This is a genomic window from Streptomyces sp. NPDC090022 (genome assembly GCF_044748145.1).
Lineage (GTDB): Bacteria > Actinomycetota > Actinomycetes > Streptomycetales > Streptomycetaceae > Streptomyces.
Window position 1 is genome coordinate 189,932 of sequence record NZ_JBIVFN010000009.1, and the last position, 13,237, is coordinate 203,168.

A 13,237-nucleotide genomic window follows, 5' to 3' on the forward strand; every position below is an offset into this window, starting at 1 on the left:
CGGGCCCCGGGGCGTGCCCGGTGGCGTGCCCCGGGGAGTGCCCAGGGGCGTCGCCGGTGCCGTGGCTCGCCGTGACGCCCGCACCGTCCGCCGGGGTGTCGGCCTGTGGGGCGGGAGCGGGTGCAGAGGGCGGCTCGGACGGGGAGGAGGCGGCGGAGGGCCCCGGCGTGGGTTCGGGGGCTGGCCCTGTGGGGTCGGGAGAGGAGGTCACGGGGTTCCTTGGGGCGCGGGTCAGTGGGCGCGGGTCAGTGGGGCGCGGTCAGTGGGGGTGGGTGACGGCGGCGAGGGCGTCGGCGAGCCGGTCGAGGACGGCGGCGGCCTGTTCGTCCGTCAGGGTGAGGGGTGGCAGGAGGCGGACGACGCTGGCGTGGCGGCCTCCGAGTTCGACGATGAGGCCACGGGCGAGGCATTCCTGGCGGACGGCGGCGGCGAGGGCCGGGGCGGCGGGGGCGCGGCCGGCATCGGTCTCGGGGGCCTCCGGGTCGACGAGTTCGAGGCCGATCATCAGACCGCGGCCGCGGACGTCGCCGACACACGGGTGGCCGGTGGCGAGGCCGTGGAGGGCGGTGAGCATCCGTTCGCCGAGGTCGGCGGCGCGCTCGGCGAGGCGGTTCTCCCGGACGAACGCGAGGGTGGCGGTGCCGGCGGCCATGGCGAGCTGGTTGCCGCGGAACGTTCCCGCATGGGCTCCGGGTCGCCAGGTGTCGAGGTCGCGGTGGTAGACGATCACGGCGAGCGGGAGGCTGCCGCCGATGGCCTTGGACAGGACCATGACGTCCGGGATCACGCCCGCGTGGTCGACGCCCCAGAAGGCTCCGGTGCGTCCGACGCCCGTCTGGACCTCGTCGGCGATCAGCGGAATGCCCCGGGCAGCGGTGATCTCGCGCATCCGGCGCAGCCAGGCGTCCGGGGCGGGGAGGACTCCGCCCTCGCCCTGGACGGGTTCGAGGATCATTCCGGCGGGCGCCGGAACCCCGCCCTTGGGGTCGTCGAGGAGGTTCTCGGTCCAGCGGGCGCCGAGGGCCGCGCCCTCGGGACCGCCGACGCCGAAGGGGCAACGGAAGTCCTGGGGGTAGGGCAGGCGCGTCACCCCGACGTCCGGGGCCCCGCCGGACGCGGCCAGGGATCCGGCGGTCATGCCGTGGTAGGCCCCGCTGAAGGCGAGCAGTCCGGTGCGGCCGGTGGCGGTGCGCGCGAGCTTGAGCGCGGCCTCGACCGCGTCCGTGCCGGCGGGCCCGCAGAACTGGATCCGGGCGTTCTGGGCGAAGGCGGGTGGCAGGTTGGCGAAGAGTTCGGTGGTGAAGGCGTCCTTGACCGGGGTCGCGAGATCGAGGACGTGGAGCGGGGCGCCCGAGTCGAGGACCGTGCGGATGGCTTCGAGGACCACGGGATGGTTGTGTCCGAGGGCCAGGGTGCCGGCGCCGGAGAGGCAGTCGAGGTAGCGGCGCCCGTCCGCGCCCTCGATGGTCAGGCCCCGGGCCCGCACCGGGACGATCGGCAGCGAGCGCGCGTAGGTCCGGGCCGCGGACTCCCGAAGGGCCTGCCGGCGCAGGATGCCCTCCGGTCCCAGGCTCCGCGCTGCCGGGACCACCCCCGGACCGGCTGCCCCGGACCGGCCCGCCGGAGCGGCCCGGCCCACCGGAGCGGGCGGGCCGGCCGGAGCGGGCGGGCCGGGGCGGTTCTCCGGGCCCGGCGGGGTCGGCCGGTTCTCCGGGCCCGGCGGGGTCGGCCGGTTCTCCGGGCCTGGCGTGCTCGGCCGGTTCTCCGGGTCCGGTGGGCCGGGCTGGGCGGGGAGGGCGGGCGGGACCGGGGGCTGGTGGGGCGCGGGCGGCTCCGGGCGTCGGTCCGGGGGCAGGTCGGGGGCCGCGGCTGCGGCCTGCTCGGTCGTCACGGCCACGACTGTCGGTCCTCCCATGTGAGTTGCGTCTCGCACATGAACTACGGCGCGCCATCCCCCGTACGTACCAACGACGGTGACCGCGACCGATCACGGGCCGGTCGAAGATCCTTGCAACCGCGGCCCCGGGCTGTGGCGTCCTGGCCGTCAGCGGCATAGTGGGGTGCTGCACTCCGGGTACGGCCCGGATGCCGCACTCCACGCTCGAACACCACTTGGGGGATTCACGACATGCGACCGAACCGACCGGTCACCGCGGTCCTGTGCGCGGCCGCGCTCGCGCTGACCGCCGCGGCCTGTGGACCCGGCGACGGTGAGGCCGGCGGCGACGCCAAGCCGACCGTGGCGGCGAGCAATCCGTCCGGGGTGGACGGGATCAAGATCCCGGACCACCTCAAGGACAAGCTCAAGGAACACGGCATCGACATGGACAAGTGGAAGGGGGGTGCGTGGAAGGACTGGAAGAAGGACGACTGGCTGCGCGAGGCCAACGACTTCATCAACCCGATCATCGAGGACCTGTGGGACCCGGACCGGATGCGTGACGCCCAGCGTCCCGACAAGCCGGTCACCGATCCGGACCTCGGCAAGGACCAGGGCGTCTCCGACCCCACTCCGGCGCCGGTGACGGCCAAGGCCGCGGCCGCCCCGTACCACCAGAACGTCCCGGAGGCCGGCAAGGTCTTCTTCGACGGCCCCGAGGGCTCGATGGTCTGCTCGGCCACCGTCGTCAAGGACCCGGCGCACCCCGGCAAGTCCAACATGGTGTGGACCGCCGGACACTGCGTGCACGCGGGCAAGTCGGGCGGCTGGTACCGCAACATCGCCTTCGTGCCGTCGTACAACAACGCGGGCAAGTCGCAGGCGCAGCTCAAGGGTGCCAAGCGCGACGAGGTCGCGCCGTACGGCGTGTGGTGGAGCGACTGGGCGCAGACCTCGAACCAGTGGATCGCCCAGGGCGGTCCGACCGGTGGCCAGGGCGCCCCGTACGACTTCGCGGTGCTGCACGTGACCCCGGAGAAGGGCAGCGGCGGCAAGTCCCTGGAGGAGACCGTCGGTTCGGCGCTCCCGGTGGAGTTCAACGCCCCGGCCACGCAGAAGGTCGCGAGCATCACGGCGACCGGCTACCCGGCGGCCGCGCCCTTCGACGGCCAGCGCGCCTTCATGTGCACGGACAAGCCCGGCCGGCTGTCGCTGAACGCGGCCGACCCGGTGATGTACCGCATCGGCTGCACGATGACCGGTGGCTCGTCGGGCGGCGGCTGGGTCGCGGCGGGCGCCGACGGCAAGCCGGCGCTGGTGTCGAACACCTCGATCGGTCCCGCCAAGGCGGGCTGGCTGGCCGGCCCGCGCCTGGGTCCGGAGGCCAAGGGCGTCTTCGACGCCGTCAGCAAGAAGTTCGCCCGCTAGGAGCTCGTCGGGCGCACCACGCGCCGCACGCGCCACACGCCGTGCGCGGTGATACGTGAAGGGCGGTGCCCTCCAGCCTCATGGCTGGAGGGCACCGCCCTTCTTCGTCCGTCCGGTCGGCCCGTCCGGCTCAGCGCGTGGCGGGCACGTACGGAGCCAGGTCCGCGGCCAGTTCCTGGTGGACGCGCGCCTTGAGCAGCGTGCCCTCCGGGGTGTGCTCCTCGGAGAGGACCTCGCCCTCGGCATGCGCCCGGGCGATCAGCGAGCCCCGCGTGTACGGCACCAGTGCCTCGACCTCGACCTCGGGCCGCGGCAGCTCGGCGTCGATCAGCGCGAGCAGCTCGTCCATGCCCATGCCCGTGCGGGCCGAGACGGCGATGGAGTGCTTCTCGATGCGCAGCAGGCGCTGCAGGACGAGCGGGTCCGCCGCGTCCGCCTTGTTGATCACCACGATCTCGGGCACGTTCACCGCGCCGACCTCGCGGATGACCTCGCGTACGGCCGCCAGCTGCTCCTCCGGTGCCGGGTGCGCGCCGTCGACCACGTGCAGGATGAGGTCGGAGTCGCCGACCTCCTCCATCGTGGAGCGGAACGCCTCGACGAGGTGGTGGGGCAGGTGCCGGACGAAGCCGACGGTGTCGGCCAGGGTGTAGACCCGGCCGGTCGGCGTCTCGGCCCGGCGCACGGTCGGGTCGAGGGTGGCGAACAGCGCGTTCTCCACCAGCACGCCCGCGCCCGTGAGGCGGTTGAGCAGCGAGGACTTGCCGGCGTTGGTGTAGCCGGCGATGGCGACCGACGGCACCTTGTTGCGGCGCCGTTCCTGCCGCTTGAGGTCGCGGCCGGTCTTCATCTCCGCGATCTCCCGGCGCATCTTCGCCATCTTCTCGCGGATCCGGCGCCGGTCCGTCTCGATCTTGGTCTCACCGGGGCCTCGGGTGGCCATGCCGCCACCGCTGCCGCCACCCATCTGCCGGGACAGCGACTGACCCCAGCCGCGCAGTCGCGGCAGCATGTACTGCATCTGCGCCAGGGCGACCTGCGCCTTGCCCTCGCGGGACTTGGCGTGCTGGGCGAAGATGTCGAGGATCAGCGCGGTCCGGTCGACCACCTTGACCTTGACGACGTCCTCCAGCGCGATCAGCTGGCCGGGGCTGAGCTCACCGTCGCAGACGACGGTGTCGGCGCCGCTCTCGACGACGATGTCACGCAGCTCGCGGGCCTTGCCGGAACCGATGAAGGTGGCCGGGTCCGGCTTGTCGCGGCGCTGCATCACACCGTCGAGGACGAGGGCGCCCGCCGTCTCGGCGAGGGCGGCGAGCTCTGCGAGGGAGTTCTCCGCGTCGGCGACGGTCCCCGAGGTCCAGACACCGACGAGCACCACGCGTTCCAGGCGCAGCTGCCGGTACTCGACCTCGGTGACGTCCTCGAGCTCGGTGGAGAGGCCCGCGACGCGGCGCAGGGCGGCACGGTCGGAGCGGTCGAACTGATCGCCGTCCCGGTTCCCGTCGATCTCGTGGCTCCAGGCGACGTCCTCTTCCATCAGGGCATCGGCCCGAAGGCTCTCGGTAAAGCTCTGTGCGTCCTGTGAAGGGGAAGAAGAGGAGGTCATTGGATCCTTACGTCGTTTCGGTCACGATGGGTGTGCGGTCCGGCACCGCTGGTGGACAGCTGGTCGTGCCGTACGGGTACAACGTGTCACACCGGTCCGGGATTCCCCGAGGGGGACCGCTCACCCGCGCACCTCTCGATGGTGACATGCCCCTTCTGCGGCCGTCATACCGTTTTCCCGGCGCCCGCTTCCTTGCCCGCGGCCCGCTGCCCGCTCCACTCCGGGTGTCCGGGCATCGCAGGGGTGGTCTTCCCGTACAGCCAGGGCTCCAGGAACGCGGTCAGGTCGGTGCCCGCCTCCTGCGAGGCCATGCGGACGAAGTCCGCCGTGTCCGCGACGGAATCGGCGTGCTCGGTGACCCAGCGCCGCTCCAGCCGTTCGAAGGCGGCCGTGCCGATCTTCTGCCGCAGGGCGTAGAGGACCAGGGCGGAGCCGTCGTAGACCACGGGCCGGAACAGTCCGATCTTCTCGCCGGGCGCGGCCGCTTTGGGCGCGGCCGGGGGTCCGCCGGCCGCCCGCCACTGGTCGGAGCGCTGGTAGGCCTCGCGCATGCGCCGTTCCAGGGAGTACTTCCCGAGGCCGTCGGCGTACAGGGCCTCGTACCAGGTGGCGTGGCCCTCGTTCAGCCACAGGTCGGACCACGTGCGCGGGGTGACGCTGTCGCCGAACCACTGGTGGGCGAGCTCGTGGACCATGATCGATTCGACGTACCACTCGGGGTAGCCGTCCTGCGTGAAGATCCCGCGCTCGAAGAGCGAGAGCGTCTGGGTCTCCAGCTCGAAGCCGGTGGTGGCGCGGGCGATCAGCACGCCGTACGTCTCGAAGGGGTAGCGGCCGACGCGCTCCTCCAGCCATGCCATCTGCGCCGGGGTCTTGCGCAGCCAGGGCTCGAGCCGGGTGCGGTCGGCGGCGGGGACGACGTCGCGGATCGGCAGCCCGTGCGGGCCGGTGCGGTGCACGACGGCGGAGTCGCCGATGGAGACCTGGGCCAGCTCGGTGGCCATGGGGTGGTGGGTGCGGTACGTCCAGGTGGTGGCCGCCGCGGCCGTGGCCGCCCGGTGGGCGGGCAGGGCGGGCAGCCCGTTGGCGACGACGGTCGTGCCCTCGGGGGCGGTGACCCGGAAGGTGAAGAGGGCCTTGTCGGCGGGGTGGTCGTTGCAGGGGAAGACCCGGTGGGCGGCGTCGGCCTGGTTGGCCATGGCCAGGCCGTCCTCGGTGGTCACCCAGCCGCCGTCGCCGCGCCCGCGCGGGTCGCTGGTGTGCCGGACGGTGATGTGCAGGGGCACGCCCTGCGGGAGCGGGGTGCGGGGGGTGAGGACGAGGTCCTCACCGACGCTCTCGAAGACGGCGGGCTCACCGTTGACCTCGGCGGAGGCGACCGTGCCGTGGGCGAAGTCGAGGTTGACCCGCTCCAGGGCGGTGAGGGTGCGGGCGCGGATGGCGGTGACGGCGTCGAGCGGGGTGGTGTTGTTCGTGTACGTGAAGGAGAGGTCGTAGGCGAGGACGTCGTAGCCGGGGTTGCCGAGGGCGGGGAACAGCCGGTCGCCGATGCCCAGTGCCTGTGGCGGAGGCGGCAGCACGGCGGCGACGAGGGTGAGGGAGGCCGCGGCGAGCAGAGCGGCGCGCAGGCGGGCGGAGGTGAGGCGCATCCACCACCGCTTACCAGGGGGCCCGCCGCGCCCGGCCACGGCGCGCGGCGGAACCACCCGTACGGGGGCCTGCGGACGTAGCCGGCCCGGCCCGCCCGCGGCCGGTCGCCCCCTACGCGCGGCTCACGTCGTACACGCCGGGGACGTCCCGCATGGCGCGCATCAGGGCGGGCAGGGTGGTGGCGTCGCGCAGGTGGAGGGTGTACGTGTGCCGGACGCGGCCCTCGACCGGGGGGTCCACGGTGGCGGAGATGACCTCGACGCGCATCCGGGCGATGGCCTCGGTCAGATCGGCCAGCAGGTGGGGGCGGCCGAACGATTCAGCGGTCAGGGTCACGCGGCAGTCGGCGGTGGCCCGCCAGTGCACGGCGACCGCGGTCCGGCCCAGGGTCCGCATCTGCGCGACGGCCGGGCACTGTTCGCGGTGCACGGTCACCGCGCCGCCGCGTACGACGAATCCGGCGACGGCGTCCGGCGGTACCGGGGTGCAGCAGCCCGCGAGCCGGACGTGCGCGTCGGGGAGGTCGGCGACGGCGTTGCCGCCGCCGGGCCGCAGGTTGACGACGGTGAGCGGGGCCCGGGGGGCCGCGTCGGCGGGTTGCGCACCGCCGGGGTGGGTCTGGAGCCAGCCGCTGATGGCGATCCGGGCGGCGGGGGTACGGGCGTGCTCCAGCCAGTCGGTGGCGGGCCCGGCGGCGGGGTCGGTGCCGAGCAGCAGCTGCACGGTGTCCCCGTCGGCCAGCACGCTGGCCAGGGAGACCAGGCGCCCGTTGACACGGGCGCCGATACAGCCGTGGGCGGCCTCGCCGTGCTGGGCGTAGGCCGCGTCGATACAGGTGGCGCCGGCGGGCAGGCCCAGCGTGCCGCCGTCGGCGCGGAAGACGGTGATCTCGCGGTCCTGGGCGAGCTCGGCGCGCAGCGAGCGCCAGAAGGTGTCGGGGTCGATCGCGGACTGCTGCCAGTCCAGCAGCCGGGACAGCCAGCCCGGGCGGGTGGGGTCGACCCGTTCCTCGTCGGGGTCGCCGAGGGAGCCGGAGCCAGCGGTGGAGGTGGTGGCGCCGGCGGGGGCGGCGGCCGGCGTCGCGGGCGTACCGGGTGCGCCGGGTGCGCCGGGCGTGCCGGGCGTGATGGCGTACGGATTGCCGAGCGCGACCACGCCGGCCTCGGCGACCCGGTGCATCTGCCGGGTGCGGACGATGACCTCGGCGATGTCCCCGTCCGGGGTGGCGACGGCGGTGTGCAGGGACTGGTAGAGGTTGAACTTGGGTACGGCGATGAAGTCCTTGAACTCCGAGACGATCGGGGTGAAGCAGGTGTGCAGCTCGCCCAGGACGCCGTAGCAGTCGGCGTTCTCGCCGACCAGGACGAGCAGCCGGCCGAAGTCGGAGCCGCGCAGCTCGCCGCGCTTGAGGGTGATGCGGTGGATGGAGACGAAGTGCCGGGGCCGGACGAGGACTTCGGCCGCGATGCCCGCCTCGCGCAGCACCGTCCGCACGGAGTCGGCGATGGCGGGCAGCGGGTCGTTCTCGCCGGCGTGCGCGGCGATGAGGGCCCGGGTGCGCTCGTACTCCTCGGGGTGCAGGATCGCGAAGACGAGGTCCTCGAGCTCGGTCTTGAGGGCCTGGACGCCGAGGCGTTCGGCGAGCGGGATGAGGACGTCGCGGGTGACCTTGGCGATGCGCTCCTGTTTCTCCGGGCGCATCACGCCCAGGGTGCGCATGTTGTGCAGCCGGTCCGCGAGCTTGATGGACATGACGCGGACGTCGTTGCCGGTGGCCACGAGCATCTTGCGGAAGGTCTCGGGCTCGGCGGCGGCGCCGTAGTCGATCTTCTCGACCTTGGTGACGCCGTCGACGATGAAGCAGACCTCGTCGCCGAACTCGGCGCGGACCTGATCGAGGGTCACCTCGGTGTCCTCGACGGTGTCGTGGAGGAGCGAGGCGGTCAAGGTGGTGGTCTCGGCGCCGAGTTCGGCGAGGATCAGGGTCACGGCGAGCGGGTGGGTGATGTACGGCTCGCCGCTCTTGCGCGTCTGGCCGCGGTGCGAGGTCTCCGCGAGCATGTACGCACGGCGCAGTACGGAGAGGTCCGCGTCCGGGTGGTGGGCGCGGTGGGCCTCGGCGACGTGGCTGATGGCGTCCGGGAGCCGGTCCCGGGCGGTGGGACCGAGCAGCGCCGCGCGGCCCAGCCTGCGCAGATCCAGGCGGGCCCGGCCGCGTCTGCGGAGCTCGGGGCGTGCGTCGGGGTTCGTGGCCTCTGCACTCATGGGCACCTCCGGCGGCGTCGACCGGCGGTGGCGGGCATGGGGTGAGCCCTCAGGGCCGGTGCCTGATGTTACCGACCCCACCACGTGGCGCAGTCCGGCTCTCGCTGAGCGTGAAACGGATCACCCATGAGAGGGAATCTTCAGCCGAAAGCCGTTTCGGTGAGCCAGGCCGGGTCGAACTCTCCGGCGGCCACGATGACGGCGGGTCCGGTCATGTCGATCGCACCGTCGGGGTGCTCGGTGATGACGAGGGTGCCGCCGGGCAGGTCGACGGTGTACCGGGCGCTCTCGCCGGTGACGGCCGGGTCGGCGCCGTCGCGGCGGATGGCGGCGACGGCGACGGCACAGGCGCCGGTGCCGCAGGAGCGGGTCTCGCCGGAGCCGCGCTCGTGGACGCGCATGGCGACGTGGCGGGGGCCGCGGTCGACGACGAACTCGACGTTGACGCCGTCGGGGTAGGCCTCGGCGGGGCTGAAAGGCGGGGGCGTGAGCAGGTCGCCGGCCTGGTCGAGGCTGTCGACGAAGGCGACGGCGTGCGGGTTGCCCATGTTGACGTTGCGGGCGGGCCAGGTGTGGTCCCCGACGGCGACGGTGACCTCGCCCTCGGGGAGGACGGCGCGGCCCATGGAGACGGTGACGTCGCCGGTCTTGTCGAGGTGGACCCGCTTGACGCCGCCGCGGGTGGCGACGGCGAGGTCCCCGGGCTCCACGTGGCCGGCGTACTCGAGGTAGCGGGCGAAGACGCGTACGCCGTTGCCGCACATCTCGGCGACGGAGCCGTCGCTGTTGCGGTAGTCCATGAACCACTCGGCCTCGTCGGCCAGGTGCGCGGCCTCGGGGTGGGCGGCGGACCGTACGACGTGCAGCACGCCGTCCGCACCGATGCCGGCACGGCGGTCGCACAGTCGTGCGACGGCGGCGGCGGGCAGGTCGACGGCGTTGTCCGGGTCCGGAACGATCACGAAGTCGTTCTCGGTCCCGTGGCCCTTGAGGAAGGTGAGGCTGCTGGTCACGGGCCCATGGTAACGGGGCCGTCACCGCGGGCGGGCGGGCGTCCGCGGGCGGGCGTCCTCCGCCGCGCGGAGCTCAGCGCAGGCGGGCCACCCGGAGCACCGCCAGGGCCGCCACCGTCAGCGCGACCAGGGCGTAGAGCGCGGCGATCCGCCAGTCCGGCAGCCGGCCGGAGCCGCGCGGGGGCAGGCCGGGCCAGGTGTAGCCGACGCGGCGGGCGGCCATCATGCCCCAGCCACCCGCGCAGGAGCTGATCAGCAGCCCCAGCATGGCCACGACGGCGCCGCCGTCGCCGAACTCGAAGGCGAGGGGGAAGGCGAACATCAGCGAGCCGGCGGCCGCCAGCATCACGATCGGGGCGATCTGCCAGATCCGCAGCTTGCGCTGCGGGCGCAGCTCGACCTCGAACTCGGGCCCGGAGATGTCCTGCGGGCCGCCGTCGGCGAGGGCGTCGGGGCCGTCCGGGGACAGCTGTGCCGGTTCCGCGGGCAGGCCGAGCTCGCCTTGAAGCATCGGGTCCGCTTCCCGTCGGGAGTCGTCCCGCCCGGTGTCGCGAGGGCCGGCCTCCATCGCCACGCGCCCTCCCCACTCGGACTTCGTACGCCGCCGTTCACCACCGGTGACGACACCGGTGGAAGTTTGATGATGGCACGGCCCCGGGCTCCGAACTGCCGCTCGGAGCGTCCCGATGCCATCACGTGATCAGGCTGTGACCGCTCGTTCGACCAACGACTGCGCGAGCCCGGGGAGTTCCCCCCGGTCGGCGGCCGCTCCGCTGAGCCAGTGCACCCGGGGGTCGCGGCGGAACCAGGAGTCCTGGCGGCGGGCGAACCGCTTGGTGGCGCGGACCGTCTCGGCGCGGGCCTCCTCCTCGGTGCACTCCCCCGCGAGGGCGGCGAGCACCTGCTGGTAGCCCAGGGCGCGGGAGGCCGTGACGCCGTCGCGCAGCCCGGCGGCCTCCAGGGTGCGGACCTCCTCGACGAGGCCGTCCTCCCACATCCGGTCCACGCGCAGCGTGATCCGCTCGTCCAGCTCGGGGCGGCCGACGTCGACACCGATCTGGACGGTGTCGTAGACGGACTCGTGACCGGGCAGGTTGGCGGTGAACGGCTTGCCGGTGATCTCGATGACCTCCAGGGCCCGCACGATCCGGCGCGCGTTGGAGGGCAGGATCGCCTGCGCCGCGGCCGGGTCGAGGGCGGCGAGGCGGGCGTGCAGGGCGCCGGGGCCGCGCAGGGCCGCCTCCTCCTCCAGGCGGGCCCGGACGGCGGGATCGGTGCCGGGGAACTCCATGGCGTCCAGGGCACCGCGCACGTACAGCCCGGAGCCGCCGACGAGGACGGGCGTACGGCCGGCGGCGAGCAGCTTGTCGATCTCGGCGCGGGCGAGGCGCTGGTACTCGGCGACGCTGGCGGTCTCGGTGACGTCCCAGATGTCCAGGAGGCGGTGGGGGACGCCGCCGCGCTCCTCGGTCGTCAGCTTGGCGGTGCCGATGTCCATCCCCCGGTAGAGCTGCATGGAATCGGCGTTGACGACCTCGCCGTCGAAATGGCGGGCCAGGGCGACGCCCAGATCGGACTTTCCGGCCGCGGTGGGACCGACGACGGCGATGACCCGCGGTGCGGGGGCTGCACTTCTCACCGACCCAGTCTCGCAAACACGCGGGCATGTACCCGATCGAGTGAGGTGACGGGGTGGTGGCGGGGTCGTTGCCCTGGCGAGGTTCCGGCCGGTGGTGCGCGGGGTGCGCGCCCGGCGTGAGCCGGTTCGTGAGCCGGTTCGTGAGCCGGTTCGCCCGGGGCGGAACTTCACCCGCACGAGTACCGTTAAGGGAGTAGACATGGGCGTTTTCAGCCGGTTCCGCCGCCGTAAGTCCGAGGCGTCGACCGAGGAGGCCGCGGCGGCGACGCCGTCGGCCGAGTCGGTGGAGGTCGTCGACGGCACGGACGGGGCGGAGGAGACGAAGGCCGAGGAGCCCGTGGCCGGGACCGCGACGGAGGCAGCCGCGGGGAGCACCGCGCCGGAGGGCGTGGAGATCCCCAAGCAGCAGTCGGCGGACAAGGCCGCGGACAACGAGGCCGGCGAGGGCGCCCGTAAGTAGCTACGCCACGGGAAGGTGACCCATGAGCCTGCTGGACAATCTGAGGGCCAAGCTCGCGCCGGCCAAGGACAAGGTCGGCGACCTCGCTCAGAAGAACGAGGGCCGGATCGGTGAGGGGCTCGACAAGGTCGCGAAGGCCGTGGATTCCAGGACCAAGGGCAAGTACAGCGACAAGATAGCGAGCGGTACGGGCAAGGCGAAGGACACCCTCGGCAAGATCGCGCACAAGGACCGTCCGGGCGGGTCGACCCCGCCGCCGACGGCGTCGTGACGTGATCGTGGAAGGGGCGGGGAGCCGGGCTTAAGGTTCTCACCGCCCCTTCGTCGCGGGCGGCGCGGGGCGCGCGGCGTGCGGGTCGTGGGGGGACGTCGTCCGCGCGGACGACGTACGGGGTGTTCGCCGGGCCCGACGGGCCCCGCCGGGCCCCGTCGGCCCCGGCCGGGTCTCGCCGGGTGGCCCTCAGGCCCAGGTGGCGACGAAGTAGCCGACGCCGTACGGGGCGTCCTCGTAGAGCAGCCGGCCCTCCAGGGCCGCGGATTCGGCGGCGCCGACGAGCACCTGCCAGGGGGCCCGGCCGGCGGCCTTGAGTTCGTGGGCGAGTTCGGCGTCCAGTGCGGCGAGCGCGGTGGTGTCGGCCGCGGCCAGGGCACGGCCGACCTCGGCGTCGAAGCCCTCGGCCCGCTCGTCGAGGTAGCCGGGGGCCTTCAGCGTCCGGCAGGCACTGCCGTCCCCCATGACCAGCAGGGCGACACGCCGGTCGGTCGCCGCGATCTCCCGGCCGGCCGCCAGGCACCGCTCGGGCGCCAGGGTTTCGCCGACGCCGAGCCCTTCGAGGGGCGCGCCGCTCCAGCCGACCCGCTGGAGCAGCCAGGCGCCGACGGCGAGCGAGGCGGGCAGTTCGCGCCGGGCCCCGGGGCCGTCGCCGAGCGTCACGTCGACATCGACGCCGAAGCCGCGGAAGGTGCCGCGCGCGCCCTGCGGATGCGGTCCGAGCCCCTCCTCGTCGGCGGGTCCCACGACGACCAGCCGGTCGGGGCGTGCGGCGGCGAGCACCGCGAGCGCGTCGGAGCAGGCGGTGCGGGCATCGGCGAGCTCCCCGGCCGCCCCGGCCGCGACCTGGGGCACGAGCAGCGGGGGCGAGGGACAGACGGCGGCGGCTACGAGCATGATCCGCAGCGTAGCCGCCCGGCGGCCGGCGACGCGCCAAGGCACCGGGCGGCCGCGCCCCGGGGCCTTGACCGCCCGGCGTCGGACGCACCCGGTGCCGGAAGTTGCCGGGGTCAGGGGCCGCTC

Annotated in this window: 11 protein-coding genes; 3 read left to right on the forward strand and 8 right to left on the reverse strand. The window is 73.9% G+C overall.

Annotated features, from left to right (window positions below):
• Positions 1-259: 259 nt before the first annotated feature.
• On the reverse strand, positions 260-1,591 hold the full coding sequence (locus ACIPXB_RS19035; RefSeq protein ID WP_401451260.1) for a diaminobutyrate--2-oxoglutarate transaminase family protein: 1,332 nt from the start codon (positions 1,589-1,591) through the stop codon (positions 260-262).
• A 537-nt stretch (positions 1,592-2,128) separates the two neighbouring features.
• Here ACIPXB_RS19035 and ACIPXB_RS19040 point away from each other — a divergent pair.
• Positions 2,129-3,307: a trypsin-like serine peptidase gene (locus ACIPXB_RS19040; RefSeq protein WP_401451131.1), complete on the forward strand. Its 1,179-nt coding sequence runs from the start codon at positions 2,129-2,131 to the stop codon at positions 3,305-3,307.
• 130 nt (positions 3,308-3,437) lie between these two features.
• Here the strand turns inward: ACIPXB_RS19040 and hflX are convergent, their stop codons facing one another.
• From hflX to miaA, 6 genes are all read right to left on the reverse strand, one after another.
• Complete coding sequence (hflX, locus tag ACIPXB_RS19045; protein ID WP_401451133.1) at positions 3,438-4,916, reverse strand: GTPase HflX; 1,479 nt, start codon at positions 4,914-4,916, stop codon at positions 3,438-3,440.
• A gap of 164 nt (positions 4,917-5,080) precedes the next feature.
• A complete protein-coding gene (locus ACIPXB_RS19050; protein ID WP_401451135.1) occupies positions 5,081-6,565 on the reverse strand; it encodes a M1 family metallopeptidase in 1,485 nt (494 codons plus the stop codon).
• 112 nt (positions 6,566-6,677) lie between these two features.
• Complete coding sequence (locus tag ACIPXB_RS19055; protein ID WP_401451138.1) at positions 6,678-8,831, reverse strand: RelA/SpoT family protein; 2,154 nt, start codon at positions 8,829-8,831, stop codon at positions 6,678-6,680.
• 140 nt (positions 8,832-8,971) lie between these two features.
• On the reverse strand, positions 8,972-9,844 hold the full coding sequence (dapF, locus tag ACIPXB_RS19060) for a diaminopimelate epimerase (RefSeq protein WP_401451141.1): 873 nt from the start codon (positions 9,842-9,844) through the stop codon (positions 8,972-8,974).
• 73 nt (positions 9,845-9,917) lie between these two features.
• Positions 9,918-10,412 carry a hypothetical protein gene (locus tag ACIPXB_RS19065; RefSeq protein WP_401451144.1) on the reverse strand — a complete coding sequence of 165 codons (495 nt, stop codon included), beginning with the start codon at positions 10,410-10,412 and terminating at the stop codon, positions 9,918-9,920.
• Positions 10,413-10,544: 132 nt separating this feature from the next.
• Positions 10,545-11,483: a tRNA (adenosine(37)-N6)-dimethylallyltransferase MiaA gene (miaA, locus tag ACIPXB_RS19070; RefSeq protein WP_401451147.1), complete on the reverse strand. Its 939-nt coding sequence runs from the start codon at positions 11,481-11,483 to the stop codon at positions 10,545-10,547.
• Positions 11,484-11,682: 199 nt separating this feature from the next.
• Here miaA and ACIPXB_RS19075 point away from each other — a divergent pair, with 199 nt between their 5' ends.
• Both ACIPXB_RS19075 and ACIPXB_RS19080 read left to right on the forward strand, forming a co-directional pair.
• Positions 11,683-11,943 carry a hypothetical protein gene (locus tag ACIPXB_RS19075; protein WP_401451150.1) on the forward strand — a complete coding sequence of 87 codons (261 nt, stop codon included), beginning with the start codon at positions 11,683-11,685 and terminating at the stop codon, positions 11,941-11,943.
• Positions 11,944-11,965: 22 nt separating this feature from the next.
• Positions 11,966-12,214, forward strand: a complete 249-nt coding sequence (locus tag ACIPXB_RS19080; protein WP_401451153.1) for an antitoxin — start codon at positions 11,966-11,968, stop codon at positions 12,212-12,214.
• Positions 12,215-12,403: 189 nt separating this feature from the next.
• Here the strand turns inward: ACIPXB_RS19080 and ACIPXB_RS19085 are convergent, their stop codons facing one another.
• Positions 12,404-13,111, reverse strand: a complete 708-nt coding sequence (locus ACIPXB_RS19085; protein WP_401451155.1) for a class III extradiol dioxygenase subunit B-like domain-containing protein — start codon at positions 13,109-13,111, stop codon at positions 12,404-12,406.
• Positions 13,112-13,237 lie beyond the last annotated feature (126 nt).